This window comes from Achromobacter sp. 18P8.1.1 (assembly GCF_057799415.1).
The window spans coordinates 1-15,150 of record NZ_JBYOKH010000003.1 but is presented as its reverse complement, the minus strand read 5'-3'; the positions used below and the strand labels follow the sequence as shown (position 1 = coordinate 15,150).

The 15,150-nt window shown below is 66.8% G+C and carries 13 protein-coding genes; 10 read left to right on the top strand and 3 right to left on the bottom strand.

Annotated elements, in window-relative coordinates:
- Positions 1-23 precede the first annotated feature (23 nt).
- Positions 24-3,239 carry an efflux RND transporter permease subunit gene (locus tag AC27VE_RS03265; RefSeq protein WP_315140714.1) on the top strand — a complete coding sequence of 1,072 codons (3,216 nt, stop codon included), beginning with the start codon at positions 24-26 and terminating at the stop codon, positions 3,237-3,239.
- A 71-nt stretch (positions 3,240-3,310) separates the two neighbouring features.
- Entirely contained in the window at positions 3,311-4,789 is a 1,479-nt protein-coding gene (locus AC27VE_RS03260; RefSeq protein WP_006222491.1) for an efflux transporter outer membrane subunit, read from the top strand.
- 293 nt (positions 4,790-5,082) lie between these two features.
- Here the strand turns inward: AC27VE_RS03260 and AC27VE_RS03255 are convergent, their stop codons facing one another.
- Together AC27VE_RS03255 and AC27VE_RS03250 are read right to left on the bottom strand one after the other, a co-directional pair.
- Entirely contained in the window at positions 5,083-5,628 is a 546-nt protein-coding gene (locus AC27VE_RS03255; RefSeq protein ID WP_488703014.1) for a hypothetical protein, read from the bottom strand.
- The gene (locus AC27VE_RS03250; RefSeq protein WP_006222493.1) at positions 5,628-6,563 is read right to left on the bottom strand and encodes a LysR family transcriptional regulator; all 936 of its coding nucleotides are present in this window, start codon (positions 6,561-6,563) and stop codon (positions 5,628-5,630) included. Before AC27VE_RS03250 ends, AC27VE_RS03255 begins: the two co-directional genes overlap by 1 nt.
- A gap of 182 nt (positions 6,564-6,745) precedes the next feature.
- Between AC27VE_RS03250 and gtdA the strand changes: the two genes are divergently transcribed.
- The 8 genes from gtdA to AC27VE_RS03210 are packed head-to-tail and all read left to right on the top strand — an operon-like array spanning position 6,746 to position 14,422.
- Positions 6,746-7,822: a gentisate 1,2-dioxygenase gene (gtdA, locus tag AC27VE_RS03245; protein ID WP_488703013.1), complete on the top strand. Its 1,077-nt coding sequence runs from the start codon at positions 6,746-6,748 to the stop codon at positions 7,820-7,822.
- A gap of 52 nt (positions 7,823-7,874) precedes the next feature.
- The gene (locus AC27VE_RS03240) at positions 7,875-8,573 is read left to right on the top strand and encodes a fumarylacetoacetate hydrolase family protein (protein ID WP_488703012.1); all 699 of its coding nucleotides are present in this window, start codon (positions 7,875-7,877) and stop codon (positions 8,571-8,573) included.
- 16 nt (positions 8,574-8,589) lie between these two features.
- Complete coding sequence (maiA, locus tag AC27VE_RS03235; RefSeq protein ID WP_315140722.1) at positions 8,590-9,228, top strand: maleylacetoacetate isomerase; 639 nt, start codon at positions 8,590-8,592, stop codon at positions 9,226-9,228.
- An 8-nt stretch (positions 9,229-9,236) separates the two neighbouring features.
- Positions 9,237-9,614, top strand: a complete 378-nt coding sequence (locus AC27VE_RS03230) for a chorismate mutase (protein WP_427958746.1) — start codon at positions 9,237-9,239, stop codon at positions 9,612-9,614.
- Positions 9,607-10,611, top strand: a complete 1,005-nt coding sequence (locus AC27VE_RS03225) for a Bug family tripartite tricarboxylate transporter substrate binding protein (RefSeq protein WP_424625516.1) — start codon at positions 9,607-9,609, stop codon at positions 10,609-10,611. The genes AC27VE_RS03230 and AC27VE_RS03225 overlap by 8 nt, the downstream gene beginning before the upstream one ends.
- A gap of 26 nt (positions 10,612-10,637) precedes the next feature.
- Positions 10,638-11,990 (top strand): FAD-dependent oxidoreductase, encoded by a 1,353-nt coding sequence (locus AC27VE_RS03220; RefSeq protein ID WP_488703011.1) that lies wholly within the window; start codon positions 10,638-10,640, stop codon positions 11,988-11,990.
- Positions 11,991-12,009: 19 nt separating this feature from the next.
- A complete protein-coding gene (locus tag AC27VE_RS03215; RefSeq protein WP_488703010.1) occupies positions 12,010-13,224 on the top strand; it encodes a 3-hydroxybenzoate 6-monooxygenase in 1,215 nt (404 codons plus the stop codon).
- A gap of 22 nt (positions 13,225-13,246) precedes the next feature.
- Positions 13,247-14,422 carry an ABC transporter substrate-binding protein gene (locus tag AC27VE_RS03210; RefSeq protein ID WP_488703009.1) on the top strand — a complete coding sequence of 392 codons (1,176 nt, stop codon included), beginning with the start codon at positions 13,247-13,249 and terminating at the stop codon, positions 14,420-14,422.
- A 48-nt stretch (positions 14,423-14,470) separates the two neighbouring features.
- On the opposite strand, the gene AC27VE_RS03205 is transcribed toward AC27VE_RS03210, so the two are convergent.
- Positions 14,471-14,833: a glyoxalase superfamily protein gene (locus AC27VE_RS03205; RefSeq protein WP_006222502.1), complete on the bottom strand. Its 363-nt coding sequence runs from the start codon at positions 14,831-14,833 to the stop codon at positions 14,471-14,473.
- Positions 14,834-15,150 lie beyond the last annotated feature (317 nt).

The window sequence follows — 15,150 nt, the reverse complement described above, 5'->3', positions numbered from 1 at the left end:
CTGCGCGTCTACAGAGAACGTTCATGAATATCTCAAAGTTCTTCATCGACCGGCCGATTTTCGCCGGCGTGTTGTCCATCCTGGTGCTGCTGGCGGGCCTGTTGGCCATGTTCCAGCTGCCCATTTCCGAATACCCGGAAGTCGTGCCGCCGTCGGTGGTGGTGCGCGCGCAGTATCCGGGCGCCAACCCCAAGGTCATCGCCGAAACCGTCGCCTCGCCGCTGGAAGAATCCATCAACGGCGTGGAAGACATGCTGTACATGCAGTCGCAGGCCAACAGCGACGGCAACCTGACGCTGACGGTCAACTTCAAGCTGGGCGTGGACCCGGACAAGGCGCAGCAGCTGGTGCAGAACCGCGTGTCGCAAGCGCTGCCGCGCCTGCCACCGGACGTGCAGCGCCTGGGCGTGACCACCGCCAAGAGCTCGCCCACGCTGACGCTGGTCGTGCACTTGATCTCGCCCAATGACCGCTACGACATCACCTACCTGCGCAACTACGCGATCCTGAACGTCAAGGACCGCCTGGCCCGCATCACGGGCGTGGGCGAAGTGACGGTATGGGGTTCGGGCAACTACTCGATGCGCGTCTGGCTGGACCCGCAAAAGGTCGCCCAGCGCGGCATGACCGCGTCCGAAGTGGTCGCCGCCATCCGCGAACAGAACGTGCAGGTCGCCGCCGGCGTGATCGGCGCATCGCCCACGCAAGGCGACGTGCCGCTGCAGCTGAACGTGAATGCGCGCGGCCGCCTGCAAAGCGAAGAAGAGTTCCGCGACATCATCCTGAAGACCTCGCCCGACGGCGCCGTGACACACTTGTCCGACGTCGCCCGCGTGGAGCTGGACGCGCAGGAATACGGTCTGCGTTCGCTCCTGGACAACAAGCAGGCGGTGGGCATGGGCATCATGCAATCGCCGGGCGCCAACGCGCTGGACGTCTCGAGCAAGGTGCGCGCCGCGATGGCCGAACTGGAGCAGGACTTCCCGCCGGGCGTGGAATACCGCATCGAATACGACCCCACGCAGTTCGTGCGGTCCAGCATCGAAGCCGTGGTGCACACGCTGCTGGAAGCCATTGCGCTGGTGGTGCTGGTGGTGATCCTGTTCCTGCAAACCTGGCGCGCGTCCATCATCCCGCTGCTGGCGGTGCCGGTTTCCATCGTGGGCACGTTCGCGCTGCTGCTGGTGTTCGGCTATTCCATCAACGCCCTGTCGCTGTTCGGGATGGTGCTTGCCATCGGGATCGTGGTGGATGACGCGATCGTGGTGGTGGAGAACGTCGAGCGCAACATCGCGGCGGGCTTGAGTCCACGCGACGCGACCTACCGCGCCATGCGTGAAGTGAGCGGCCCCATCATCGCCATCGCGCTGACGCTGTGCGCCGTGTTCGTGCCGCTGGCCTTCATGACGGGCCTGACCGGCCAGTTCTACAAGCAGTTCGCCATGACCATCGCCATTTCGACGGTGATCTCGGCCTTCAACTCGCTGACCCTGTCGCCCGCCCTGTCGGCCCTGCTGCTCAAGAGCCATCACGACAAGCAGGACTGGCTGACCCGTGGCATGAACCGCGTCTTCGGCCGCTTCTTCAACTGGTTCAACAACATGTTCGGCCGCGCCTCCGAGTCCTACGGCTCGGGCGTGTCTGGCGTGATCCGCCGCAAGGCCGGCGCGATGGGCGTGTACGCGGTGCTGGTGGCCGCGACCATCGGGGTGTCGTACCTGGTGCCTGGCGGCTTCGTGCCGGCGCAGGACAAGCAGTACCTGATCGGCTTCACGCAGTTGCCCAACGGCGCCTCGCTGGACCGCACGGAAGCCGTGATCCGCCGCATGAGCGACATCGCCCTGAAGGAACCCGGCGTGCAATCCGCCATCGCGTTCCCGGGCCTGTCGATCAACGGCTTCACCAACAGCTCCAGCGCCGGCATCGTGTTCGTGACGCTCAAGCCCTTTGATGAACGCAAGGGCGCCGCGCTCTCGGGTAACGCCATCGCCGCGTCGCTGAACCAGAAGTTCGCAACGATCCAGGACTCGTTCATCGCCGTGTTCCCGCCCCCGCCCGTGATGGGCCTGGGCACGCTGGGCGGCTTCAAGCTGCAACTGGAAGACCGTGCCGCACTCGGCTATGCCGAACTGGACAAGGCCAAGCAGGCCTTCCTGGAAAAAGCGCGCCAGACGCCTGAACTGGGCCCGTCGTTCTCCAGCTACGAGATCAACGTGCCGCAGCTGGATGTGGACCTGGACCGCGTGAAGGCCAAGCAGTTGGGCGTGCCGGTGACGGAAGTCTTCGACACCATGCAGATCTACCTGGGTTCGATGTATGTGAACGACTTCAACCGCTTCGGCCGGGTGTTCCAGGTGCGCGCACAAGCCGATGCGCCGTTCCGAGCGCACGCCGACGACATCCTGCAGCTGAAGACCCGCAATGCCGCGGGCGACATGGTGCCGTTGTCGTCGCTGGTGACCGTCAAGCAGACCTTCGGGCCTGAAATGGTGGTGCGTTACAACGGCTACACCGCTGCCGACATCAACGGCGGCCCGGCTCCCGGCTTCTCGTCCGACCAGGCGCAAGCCGCGGCCGAACGCGTCGCCGCCGAAACGCTGCCGCGCGGGGTGAAGTTCGAATGGACCGACCTGACGTATCAGCAGATCCTGGCGGGCAATGCCGGCTTGTGGGTGTTCCCCATCAGCGTGCTGCTGGTGTTCCTGGTGCTGGCCGCGCTGTATGAAAGCCTGACGCTGCCGCTGGCCGTGATCCTGATCGTGCCGATGAGCATCCTGGCCGCGCTGACGGGCGTCTACCTGACGGGCAACGACAACAACATCTTCACGCAGATCGGCTTGATGGTGCTGGTGGGCTTGTCGGCGAAGAACGCGATTCTGATCGTGGAATTCGCCCGCGAACTTGAGATGAGCGGCCGCACGCCGCTGGAAGCCGCCATCGAAGCCAGCCGCCTGCGTCTGCGCCCGATTCTGATGACGTCCATCGCGTTCATCATGGGTGTGGTGCCGCTGGTGCTGTCGTCTGGCGCCGGTTCCGAAATGCGCCATGCCATGGGGGTGGCCGTGTTCTTCGGGATGTTGGGCGTGACCTTGTTCGGCCTGTTCCTGACGCCGGTGTTCTACGTGCTGCTGCGTTCGCTGGGCGGCAAGCCGCTGCACTCGGCGGCCCCGCATGAAGCGCCGGAGTGCGCGCCGCACATCGACCCGCACGCACCGCCTGCCACGCAGACTCACGCGTAAAGCCGGCAGACGAAAGAGAAGCCAGCGCGTCCCGCCCAAGCAGGCGGGGCGCGCGCCAAAGAGAATTCATCATGATCCAAAGACTGACCCGCGGTTCCGCCTTGCTTGCCGTCCTGCTCGTGCTGGCCGGCTGCGCGGTGGGCCCCACTTACGAAAAACCGTCTGCCGCCGCGCCGGCGGCATTCAAGGAAGCCGCCCTGCCCGCTTCCGAAGCCGGCACCTGGAAGCCCGCCGAGCCGTCGGAAGACGCGCTGCGCGGCGCCTGGTGGAAGGTATTCGGCGATGAAGGCCTGAACCAGCTGGAAGACGAAGCGCAACACGCCAACCAGAACCTGCAGGCCGCTGCGGCCCGTCTGGCGCAGTCGCGTGCCCTGCAGCGCGAGGCCCGCGCCGGCTTCTTCCCCTCGCTGGATGCGGCCTTCGGCCCCAACCGCCAACGCCCGTCGGCCGTCTCGCAAGGCCTGCCCGACGGCACGTCCACCAGCCCGGTGACGACGTGGCGCGCCCAAGGCGCGGTGTCGTATGAAGCGGACCTGTTCGGCCGCGTGGCATCCACCGCCGACGCCGCCACCGCCGACGCCCAGCAAAGCGAAGCGCTGTACCGTTCGGTGCTGCTGGCCTTGCAGGCCGACGTGGCCACCACGTACTTCCTGGTGCGCGAACAGGACGCCGAATCGCAGCTGTACAACCAGACGGTCAAGCTGCGCACGGACACCCTGCAACTGATCCAGCGCCGCTACGACGCCGGCGACATCAGCGAACTGGACCTGGCGCGCGCCAAGGCCGAACTTGCCTCCGCGCAATCGGAAGCACTCGGCATCGACCGCCGCCGCGCCACGACCGAACACGCGCTGGCCGTGCTGCTGGGCCGCGCCCCGTCCGACTTCACGATGCCGCCGCAGCCCATCCAGAAGGTCGCGCTGTCGATTCCGGCCGGCCTGCCGTCCACGCTGCTGGAACGCCGCCCCGACATCGCCGCCGCCGAACGCGCCATGGCCGCCGCCAACTCGCGCGTCGGCGCCGCCAAGTCCGCGTTCTTCCCGCGCCTGGACATCACCGGTGCCTTTGGTTATGAGTCGTCCGACCTGGGCAACCTCTTCCAGTGGTCCAGCCGCACGTTCCTGCTGGGCCCGCTGGTCGGCGCCGCGCTGTCCATGCCCATCTTCGACGGCGGCCGCCGCCAAGCCGGCCTGGACCGCGCCCGCGCCGTCTACGAGGAAGACGTCGCCGTCTACCGCCAAACCGTGCTGAACGCCTTCCGCGAAGTCGAAGACAACCTGGCCAACCTGCGCATCCTGGCAGACCAGACCAAGGCCCAAGACGCCGCCGTCGAAGCCTCGGCCCGCGCCGCCAAGCTGTCGCACACGCAATACCGCGAAGGCTCGATCAGCTATCTGGACGTGATCGAAGCCGACCGCAGCGTCCTGCTGCAACAACGCGTGGCCGTGCAGCTGAGCGGCGAGCAGGCAAGATCCGCCGTGGAACTGATCCGCGCCATCGGCGGCGGCTGGGAAAACCCCGTCCCGCCGGAAACGGTAGCAGCCAAGTAGGATGGGTGTAGCGCGCAATGCGCTACACCGGTGCGCGACTGCCCATCGCGCGTAACCCATCGTCGAAGTGCCGGCGTCGCCATGCATCGACGATGGGTTACGTGCGAAGCATGCATCGATGATGGGTTACGTGCGGCATGCATCCGTGTTCGTAGGCAGACAGGTGCGCACTCCACCCATCCTACGAACGCGCAGCGAAGTGCACCCACACGCGCAGCATCACCCGTCGACGCAAGACACCGCGTAAGCCCCCGCAGGCCACCGCCGCGCCGGGCGCCTCAAGAACCCAAAACCTACCTCCGAAGATCCAGATACCGCCGCGCCACCCGATACCCCACAAACACAAAAAACCCCCCACTATTGGCCACCAACCAGGCCCCTAACCCCCCCAGCAACGCCACGGCAGGCCCCACTGCCCTCACATCCCCCTGCGTCCAGGCAATCACGCCGAGGCCGCCCACGGTCACCAACCCGATCGCCAGCCACTTCACGATCACCAGCCCCGCCGACCGTCCCGCCATCAGCATCACCACCGCGATCGACAACGCCAGCGCCGTCCCCGCGCACACCGCCACCAGCGCGAACGCCGCCCAGGCCGAGCCCACGGCGCGCAGCACCAGGCTAAGCACTTCGATGCCGACGCCCAACCCGCCCGTCATCACCAGTACCGACAACGCCAACGGCGACCACATCCCCGGCGGGATCCGACGGGCGTCCATGTCGGCCACGAACCGATGCATGGCCACGGACGCGGACGGGTCCGGGCTTCCGGCCAGCGCAGCCTCCACCCGGCGGCACTGCGCGATCAACGCATTCAGGCCCGCGCCGGAGGATGGCATCACAGCCTCGTCACGCCCGGCGCATGTTCCGCCACCGTATTGCGCAAGGCCGCCATCGCTTCCTGCACCGCCAGTGGCCTGAAGGCGTCTTCGCGCCAATACATCGCCACCGAGCCGAAACCGGACAAGCGCACCGGGATGATCCGCATCGCCCGCATCTGCGAAAACCGCAGCGCCGCGCGGTGCGAGGCCACGCCGATCATGTCGCTGTTGTTGATCAGCGTCAGGTTGATCGTCACCGAGTTCGACTCCACATGGTCCGGCGGCGGCGCCTGCCCGGCGGCCGCCAACGCGGCGTCCACCGCATTGCGGATGGGCGTGCCCTTGGGCCACAGGATCCAGCGGTAAGACAGCAGGTCCTGCCAGCTGGGCTGCTCGATCGAGAAGAGCGGATGGCGCGGGCGCGCCACCAGATGGATGGGTTCCAGGTACAGCGCCTCGAAGCGGATCGCCGGGTCGTGATGCTCGGGCGCCGAGCGGCCCACCACGATGTCCAGGTCGCCTTGGGCCAGTTGCGCCAGGAGGCGGTCCGTCGTGCCCTCCACCAGCTTCACGCGCGCCTGCGGCATGCGTTCCAGCAGCTTCATCACCGCCAGCGGCACCGTATCTGACGCCGACGCGCCGGACGCGCCGATCACCACCCGGCCGCCGCCGCCTTCACGCAACGCGGCCATGTCGGCGCTGGCGCGGTCCAGCTGCGATTCCACGCGCTGGGCGTGGGCGATCAGCACGTCGCCGTGCGGGGTGGGCCGCAGGCCGCGCGCATGGCGCTCGAACAGCGGCAGGCCTATATCGTCTTCCAGGTCTTTCAGCCACTTCGACAAACCGGGCTGCGTGGTGTTGAGCATCGCGGCCGAATGGCTGATGTTGCGGGTCTGCGCCAGGCTCAGCAGCATCTTCAGATTGCGCAGCCGCAGGCGGTGGGTCCAGTCCATGCGGGTCCTCGCCGAGAGGAGGTTGTCTCGTATGTATATTGTTATTCGTATGGATAATAAGATAATTTCATTATTAAACACATAGCTGCTTACGCATAATCGTCTCCATATCCGGACCAGCCGCGAACCACGCGGCGGCCACCCGTAGAAGCCGGCATCAGCCGGACATACTGGAGACAACCATGCCCGACGGCCACCCCGCCGGCGCCGATCATGCCGCCGACCGTGCCGCAGATCGCGCCGCCTATTACGCGCGCATCGCCAAAAAGCACATGGCTCCCCTGTGGGAGTCGCTGCACAACCTGGTGCCCCGCCAGCCTGCCCCGCGCTGCGTGCCTGCCCTCTGGAAATACGACGACGTGCGCGACGACGTCATGGCGTCGGGATCTCTGATCACGGCCGAAGAAGCCGTGCGCCGCGTCCTGATCCTGGAGAACCCCGGCCTGCCGGGACAAGCCAGCATCACCCAAAGCCTGTATGCCGGCCTGCAACTGATCCTGCCCGGCGAAATCGCGCCCAGCCACCGCCACACGCAGTCCGCGCTGCGCTTCATCGTGGAAGGACGCGGCGCCTATACGGCCGTCAATGGCGAGCGCACCACCATGCACCCCGGCGACTTCATCATCACGCCGTCCTGGACCTGGCACGACCACGGCAACGCCGAAACCACCGAGGGCGGGGAACCCGTGGTGTGGCTGGACGGCCTGGACATTCCGCTGCTGCGCTTCCTGGACGCCGGCTTTGCCGAGAACTACCCGCAAGCCACCCAGCCCGTCACGCGGCCCGAAGGCGACAGCATGGCCCGCTTCGGCCACAACATGGCGCCGGTGCGCCATCAGGCCGCGAGCGGCACGTCGCCCATCTTCAACTACCCGTACGAACGCAGCCGCGAAGCGCTGGACGCGCTGTACCGCCACGGTGAACTGGACCCCTGGGACGGCGTGAAGCTGCGCTACCTGAATCCGGCCACGGGCGGCTACCCGATGCCGACGATGGCGACCTTCATGCAGCTGCTGCCCGCCGGCTTCCAGGGCAAGACCCACCGCAGCACCGACTCCACCGTCTACAGCGTGGTGGAAGGCCGCGGCACGGCGCGCATCGGCGACCAGGAATTCCACTTCGGTCCACGCGACGTCTTCGTGGCCCCCTCTTGGCTGCCCGTGCAACTGGCCGCGCTGGAAGACGCCACGCTCTTCAGCTATTCCGACCGCCCGGTGCAGGACGCGCTGGGCCTGTGGCGCGAAGAACGCGTCGCCTGAGCCCGCGACCCCCGCCACTTTCCGCTTTCCCTCCCTCTTTCAAGGGTGATTCATGCCTTTCGTGTTTGCTCCCGCCGCCCCCGTCGCCGTGCCCATCGCCGGCAGCCAGGACGCCTTCCCGGTTCGCCGCGTTTACTGCGTGGGCCGCAACTACGCCGCCCATGCCCGGGAAATGGGCTTCGATCCCGACCGCGAACCGCCGTTCTTCTTCTGCAAGCCCGCCGACGCCGTCGTTCCGGTGGCCGACGGCCAGACGCTGGACCTGCCCTACCCGCCCGAGACCGCCAACCTGCATTACGAGATTGAACTGGTCGCGGCCATCGGCAAGGGCGGCGCCAACATCACGGTGGATAACGCGTTGCAGCACGTCTGGGGCTACGCCGTGGGCCTGGACATGACGCGGCGCGACCTGCAGATGAAAATGCGCGAAGCCGGCCGCCCGTGGGAACTGGGCAAGGCTTTCGACCAGAGCGCGCCCATCGGGCCGCTGCACCCGGCCGCGTCGGTCGACGGCATCGGCCAGGCCGCCATCTGGCTACAGGTCAATGGCGCGGACAAGCAACGCAGCGACATCGGCAAGCTGATCTGGTCCGTCGCCGAGACCATCGCCTACCTGTCCAAGTACTTCCGCCTGGAAGCGGGCGACCTGATCTACACCGGCACGCCGGAAGGCGTGGGCCCCGTCGTGCGCGGCGACACGATGGTCGGCGGCGTCGACGGCCTGGGCACGCTCAGCGTACGCATGGTCTGACCTTCCAGGAACCCGCATGCAACTCCACAGCTTCTTCAATAGCTCCACGTCCTACCGCGTGCGCATCGCGCTGGCGCTCAAGGGCCTGCCTTACGAATACCTGCCCGTGAACCTGCGCAAGCAGGAGCAGCGCGCCGCCGATTATGTGGCCAAGAACCCGTCGGCGGGCGTGCCGCTGCTGATCGATGGCGACACGCAGTTGTCGCAATCGCTCGCCATCGTCGACTACCTGGATGCCACGCATCCCGAGCCCCGCCTGATCCCGGCCGATACGCTGGCGCGCGCCCGCGTGCTGGAACTGTCCGACGCCATTTCCTGCGACATCCATCCCGTGAACAACATGCGCATCCTGCGTTATTTGCAGGACGTGCTGGGCGCCACGGATGAGCAGAAGACCGCCTGGTACCACCACTGGATCCGCGAAGGCCTGACCGCCGTCGAGGCACTGCTGGCGCGCCACGGACACGGCGCGTACTGCTTTGGCGACGCGCCCACGCTTGCCGATTGCTGCCTGGTGCCGCAAGTGGCCAACGCGCAGCGCATGGGCTGCGACTTGTCTGCCTACCCCCGCATCCTGCGGATCTTCGACCACTGCAACGCGCAGCCCGCGTTCCAGGCCGCCGCGCCCGCGCGCCAGCCCGACTACACCCAATGACGACGCCCATGCAAGAACCCGACACCCACGGCGCGCCGCTGCGCGAATACACCGATCCGGCCTATCTGCCCCTGTGCGCCAACCTGGCCGACGTGCGCGCCAACATCGACCGGCTGGACGACGAGATCGTGCGCCTGATTGCCGAGCGCGCCATGTACGTCAAGGACGCGGCGCGGTTCAAGCGCGACGCCTTCCAGGTCAGCGCGCCCGCGCGCCAGGCCCAGGTGTTCGACAAGGCCCGCGCGCTGGCCGAACGCCACAACCGCGGTTTCGCCAATCTTGAGCAGGTGGTGGACGCCACCTACCGGGCGATGGTCGCCGCCTTCATCGCCAACGAGCAAACCTATTTCGCCACCATGAAAGACGTGGGAGACACGCATGAATAAGTCCCGTCCGCTGACGCTGGCCCGCCACGCGGCGGCGCGCGCCCTGATGCTGGCGCTGGCCGCGGCCGCGCCGCTGGCGGCAGCCCAGGCCGCCGACGCCTGGCCCACGCAACCGCTCAAGGCTATCGTGCCCTTCGGCCCCGGATCCAGCCCCGACCAGGTCGCCCGCATCGTCGGCGAAAAGGCCGGCGCCATCCTGGGCCAGACCATCGTCATTGAAAACAAGCCCGGCGCCAGCGGCAATATCGGCACTTTCGCCATCGCCAACGCCAAGCCCGACGGCTACACCTTCGGCGTGTCCATCACCGGCCCGCTGGTGAACAACACGCTGCTGTTCGACAAGCTGCCGTACGCGCCGGCGACCGACCTGTCGCCCCTGACGCTGGCCGTGCACCAGCCCAACGTGCTGGTCGTACCCGCCTCCGCCGGCATCGGCAACGTCAGCCAATTACTGGATGCGCTGAAGCAGAACCCGGACAAGTACAACTTCCCCTCGCCGGGCGCGGGCACGGTGTCCCACCTGGCCGTCGAATTGCTGCTGCAGCAGATCGGCGCGCGCGCCACGCATGTGCCTTACCCCTCATCGCCCGCCGCCCTGACCTCGTTGCTGTCGGGCGACACGCAATTCGCGGCGCTGCCGCCCATTGCCGTCATGCCGATGGTGAAAGACGGCCGGCTGAAGGCCTTGGCAGTCACCTCGTCCAAACGCTCGGCGCTGCTGCCCGATATCCCGACCTTGGCCGAAGTAGGCGTGCCGGGCATCGAGGGATCCGCGTGGATCGGCTTCGTGGTGTCGTCCAAGGTACCGGCCGACATCCAGAAGAAACTGTCCGACGCGCTGATCCAGGCGATCCGCGACCCCGAGGTGGCCAAGCGCCTGCAAGCGCAGTTCATGGACCCCGTCGGCAGCACGCCTGCCGAGTTCCGTGCCTACATGGATGACGAGCTCAAGCGCTGGGAACCCCTGATCAAGAAGCTGGGGATCAAAGGCCAGTGACACGCACGACAAGCAAGGAGAATCAGATGCTGATCAACGAACCCGCCCGCCAGGTCCCGCTCTACGGCGAATACGACGTCGTGGTGCTGGGCGGCGGCCCGGCCGGCGTGCTGGCCGCCACCAGCGCCGCCCGCAATGGCGCCAGCGTATTGCTGGTGGAGCGCTACGGCTTCCTGGGCGGCATGGGCACGGCGGCAGGCGTGTCGAACTTCTGCGGGCTGCATGCCAACATCCACGGCGACATCCGCCAGGTCGTGCACGGCATGACCGACGACCTGCTGGACCGCATGCGCGCCATGGACGGGCTGAATGATCCGCATCTGATCCTGGGCAAGATCCACGCCCAGGCCTACGACATCTCGGCCTTCAAGTGCGCGGCCGACGGCCTGGTGCAGGACAGCGGGGCCCACGTGCTGTTCCATGCCTTGGCCACCGGCCTTGCACGCGCCGAGGACGGCCGCGTGGACGCCTTGTTCCTGGAGACCAAGTCGGGCCGCTGCGCCGTGCGCGCCCGCGTGTTCATCGACTGCTCGGGCGATGCCGACATCGCGCAATGGGGCGGGTTGCCGTTCGAAAAAGGCGACGAACACGGCCACATGCTCTACCCCACCCTCATGTTCAAGGTGGGCAACGTGGACGGCGCGCGCGCTCAGGAAGCCTGGAAGACCATCCCCCTCCTGATGGACCAGGCCGCGGCCAGCGGCGAATTCACCTTCCCCCGCCGGGGCGCCATCGTGCGTCCGCAAAAGCACGATTACGAATGGCGCGTGAACGTCACGCAACTGGCCAACGCCGACGGCAGCGCGGCCGATGGCACCAATGCCGGGTCGCTGTCCGCCGGAGAGCTGGAAGGCCGCCGACAGATCATGCAATACCTGGGCTTCCTGCGCGCCAAGGTGCCGGGCTTCGAGAACGCGTATGTACTGGACATCGCCCCGCAACTCGGCATCCGTGAAACGCGCCGCATCGTGGGCGAAGCGGTATTGACCAAGGAACACGTGCTGGGCTGCGCCGATTTCGAAGACAGCATCGGCGTGAATGGCTGGCCCTTGGAAATGCACACGGCGGGTGACGTGCAATGGATGTGGCCACCCATTCCCGAATCGCGGGGCTACAACCAGCTGCCGTTCCGGATGATGGTCCCCAAGCGCGGCCCCGGCGTGGCCGACAACGTGCTGGTGGCCGGCCGCTGCGCCTCGATGACGCACGAGGGCCAGTCGGCCGCGCGCGTCAGCGGCAGCTGCTTCGTGATGGGCGAAGCCGCAGGCACGGCTGCGGCCATGGCGCTGCGCGCCGGCATCGCGCCTGCCGATGTGCCCGTTTCCGCCTTGCAGGCCCAGTTGACGCGCCAAGGCGCCTTCCTTGGCGGCCAGGAATGACGCGGCGCGGACAACAATCATGAACACGTCCAAGACAAGCACTCAACCGGCCCGGTCCGTCATCGTGGTGGGCGGCGGCATCGGCGGCCTGGCCGCCGCGCTGGCCCTGACCCGCCAAGGCATCGCGGTGCAACTGCTGGAACAGGCCGCGCATATTGGCGAGATCGGCGCGGGGATCCAATTGGGCCCGAACGCCTTCGCCGCACTGGACGCCCTGGGCGTGGGCCAGACGGCGCGCACCCGCGCGGTCTTCACCGATCACATCATCATGATGGACGCGGTGGATGCCCGGGAAGTGGTGCGCATCGACACGGGCGACGCGTTCCGCGCGCGCTTCGGCGGCCCATATGCCGTGATCCATCGCGCTGACATCCACCTGTCCATCCTGGAAGCCGTGCAGCAGAACCCGCTGATCCGCTTTCGCACGTCTACCCAGATCGCCGGCATGTCGCAAGACGGCAACGGCGTCGAGGTCGTGGACACGGACGGCAACCGCTACCGGGCGGACGCCATCGTGGGCGCGGACGGCGTCAAGTCGGTGATCCGTGAACGCACGGTCGGCGACCCCGCACGCGTGACCGGCCACGTCGTCTACCGGGCGGTGGTCGAACGCGACAACATGCCCGAAGAACTGCGCATCAACGCACCCGTGCTGTGGGCCGGCCCGCACTGCCACCTGGTGCACTACCCCTTGCGCGGCGGCCAGCAATACAACCTGGTCGTCACGTTTCACAGCCGCGAACAAGAAGAATGGGGCGTGCGCGAAGGCAGCAAGGACGAGGTGCTGTCGTACTTCCAGGGCATCCATCCGCGCCCGCACCAGATGCTGGACCGCCCCACGTCGTGGAAGCGCTGGGCTACCGCCGACCGCGAACCCGTCGAGCAGTGGGGCCAGGGCTGCGTGACGCTGGTGGGCGACGCCGCCCACCCCATGACGCAATACATGGCCCAGGGCGCCTGTATGGCGCTGGAAGACGCCGTGACGCTGGGCGAAGCCGTGCGCCACTGCGGCCACGATCTGGAGGAAGCCTTCCGCCTGTATGAATCGGTCCGCATCCCGCGCAGTGCGCGCGTGGTCTGGTCCACCCGGGAGATGGGCCGCCTGTATCACGCGCGGGGCGTGGAACGCACCGTGCGCAACCAACTGTGGACCGGCCGCGGCCAGTCCCAGTTCTACGACGCGTTGCAGTGGCTGTACGGTTGGAAAGTGGAGAACTGCCTCGCGGCGACATAACAAGAGCACAAGAGGAGACAACATGAAGAAGACCCCCATCCGCGGCACTGCCGCCCTCCTGCTGGCGTTGGCGGCCTCCGCGGCCGCCGCGCAGCAAAAGCCGGTGGACATCGGTTTCATCGGCACGCTTTCCACCCCCGCCGGCTACATCGGCGAGGACGAGCGCGACGCTTTCATGCTGGCCGTGAAAGAAGGCGGCGGCAAGCTGGGCGGCGTGCCCGTCAACGTGCGCGTCGAAGACGATGCGCTCAAGCCCGCCAACGCCAAGCAGATCGCCGACAAGATGGTGCAGGACGGCGTGCGGCTCTTCACGGGCGTCAACTTCTCGAACGTCATGGCCGCCGTCGGCCCCACGGTGCTGAACGCCGGCGGCTTCTACGTGAGCCTGAATGCGGGCCCCTCGAACTATGCCGGCCGCGCCTGCAACCCCAACTACTTTGCCGTCGCCTTCCAGAACGACTCCTATGCGGACACCGCCGGTATGGCGGCCAACGAACTGGGCGTCAAGCGCGTCGTCGTCATGGCCCCCAACTACCAGGCCGGCCGCGACGCCGTCGCCGGCTTCAAGCGCGCCTACAAGGGCGAAATCGCCGAAGAGATCTATACCAAGCTGGACCAGTCCGACTTCTCGGTGGAACTCGCCCGCATCCGCTCGCTGAACCCCGACGCCATCTTCCAATTCCATCCCGGCGGCGCCGGCATCAACCTGACCAAGCAGTTCGCCAACTCGGGGCTGTCCGAGAAGATTCGCATGATCACGCCCATCTACTCGATGGACGACCGCATGCTGGCCGCGACCGGCACCGCAAGCAAGGGCTTCTATCTGAGCTCACTGTGGAGCGCCGACCTGGATAACGCGCAGAACAAGCACTTTGTCGAGGCCTTCACCAACGCCTACAAACGCCCGCCCACCGCCTACGCCGCCCAGGCCTACGACACCGCCAACCTGATCGCCTCGGCGCTCAAAGCCGTCAACGGCGACGTCACCGGCCGCGCCGACGACTTCCGCACCGCCCTGCGCCGCGCCGACTTCCCCTCCGTGCGCGGCAAATTCAAGTTCGGCCCCAACCAGCACCCGATCCAGGACTGGTACCTGCTGCACATCGAAACCGGCCCCGACGGCAAGCTCGTCTACAAGAACCAAAAGGTACTCGCCCGCGACCACACTGACGTGCACGCGGCGGAATGCAAGATGTAGGAAAAAGGGGCAGTAAAACCCAGTACAACAGGACTGGCGCGTAAGCGCCTAGTCCTGGCTTTCGCAAAAGCTCAGCCGGTTGCCGAACGGATCAATAACCGCCAGCACCCGCCCCCAGGGCGCCTCTTCCACGCCCGGCCGCATATAACCGTACTGCGTCGCGGTGAGCTCCGCGTGATACGCATCCACCCCCTGCATCCGCACAAACACCGCCGACCCCGGCGTCGCATCCCCATGGTGTTCACTCAAATGCAGGACCAAGTCGCCGCGATGCACCTGCGCATACAAGGGAAACCCGGCCTCGAATCGATGCTCCCAGTCCCACGAGAACCCCAGATAATCCAGATAGAACTCGCGCGCCTTCTCGACCGAGAAGATGCGCAGAATGGGGATAGCGGCGGAAAATTGCATGATAAAAGCCCGGATGAGAAGCGTGAATACCACAGCATAATCCGGCCACGCCTTCGCAAGCGACGATGGGTTACGCGCGGCAAGCACCCGCGCACAAGTGACCACCCCACGCGCTCCACCCATCCTACAAATGCACGTAGCGCGAAACGACCAACGCCCCGGCGCAAGACACCGCACGCCCCCAACTACCTAACCGACCGCCACCAACACCGCGAAGCGACCAGCCCCCGACGCAAGACACCGCGTAAGCCCCACAAGGCCGCCCGCGCGGCCGGCATGGGGCGGGCCCCGCAAGATCCTCCGCACCCAACCACCGG

Coding starts and splice junctions, on each gene's coding strand:
- AC27VE_RS03260 (WP_006222491.1), top strand. CDS start 3,311: ATGATCCAAAGACTGACCCGCGGTTCCGCCTTGCTTGCCGTCCTGCTC.
- AC27VE_RS03215 (WP_488703010.1), top strand. CDS start 12,010: ATGAACACGTCCAAGACAAGCACTCAACCGGCCCGGTCCGTCATCGTG.
- gtdA (WP_488703013.1), top strand. CDS start 6,746: ATGCCCGACGGCCACCCCGCCGGCGCCGATCATGCCGCCGACCGTGCC.
- AC27VE_RS03255 (WP_488703014.1), bottom strand. CDS start 5,628: ATGCCATCCTCCGGCGCGGGCCTGAATGCGTTGATCGCGCAGTGCCGC.
- AC27VE_RS03265 (WP_315140714.1), top strand. CDS start 24: ATGAATATCTCAAAGTTCTTCATCGACCGGCCGATTTTCGCCGGCGTG.
- AC27VE_RS03240 (WP_488703012.1), top strand. CDS start 7,875: ATGCCTTTCGTGTTTGCTCCCGCCGCCCCCGTCGCCGTGCCCATCGCC.
- AC27VE_RS03225 (WP_424625516.1), top strand. CDS start 9,607: ATGAATAAGTCCCGTCCGCTGACGCTGGCCCGCCACGCGGCGGCGCGC.
- AC27VE_RS03220 (WP_488703011.1), top strand. CDS start 10,638: ATGCTGATCAACGAACCCGCCCGCCAGGTCCCGCTCTACGGCGAATAC.
- maiA (WP_315140722.1), top strand. CDS start 8,590: ATGCAACTCCACAGCTTCTTCAATAGCTCCACGTCCTACCGCGTGCGC.
- AC27VE_RS03210 (WP_488703009.1), top strand. CDS start 13,247: ATGAAGAAGACCCCCATCCGCGGCACTGCCGCCCTCCTGCTGGCGTTG.
- AC27VE_RS03230 (WP_427958746.1), top strand. CDS start 9,237: ATGCAAGAACCCGACACCCACGGCGCGCCGCTGCGCGAATACACCGAT.
- AC27VE_RS03250 (WP_006222493.1), bottom strand. CDS start 6,563: ATGGACTGGACCCACCGCCTGCGGCTGCGCAATCTGAAGATGCTGCTG.
- AC27VE_RS03205 (WP_006222502.1), bottom strand. CDS start 14,833: ATGCAATTTTCCGCCGCTATCCCCATTCTGCGCATCTTCTCGGTCGAG.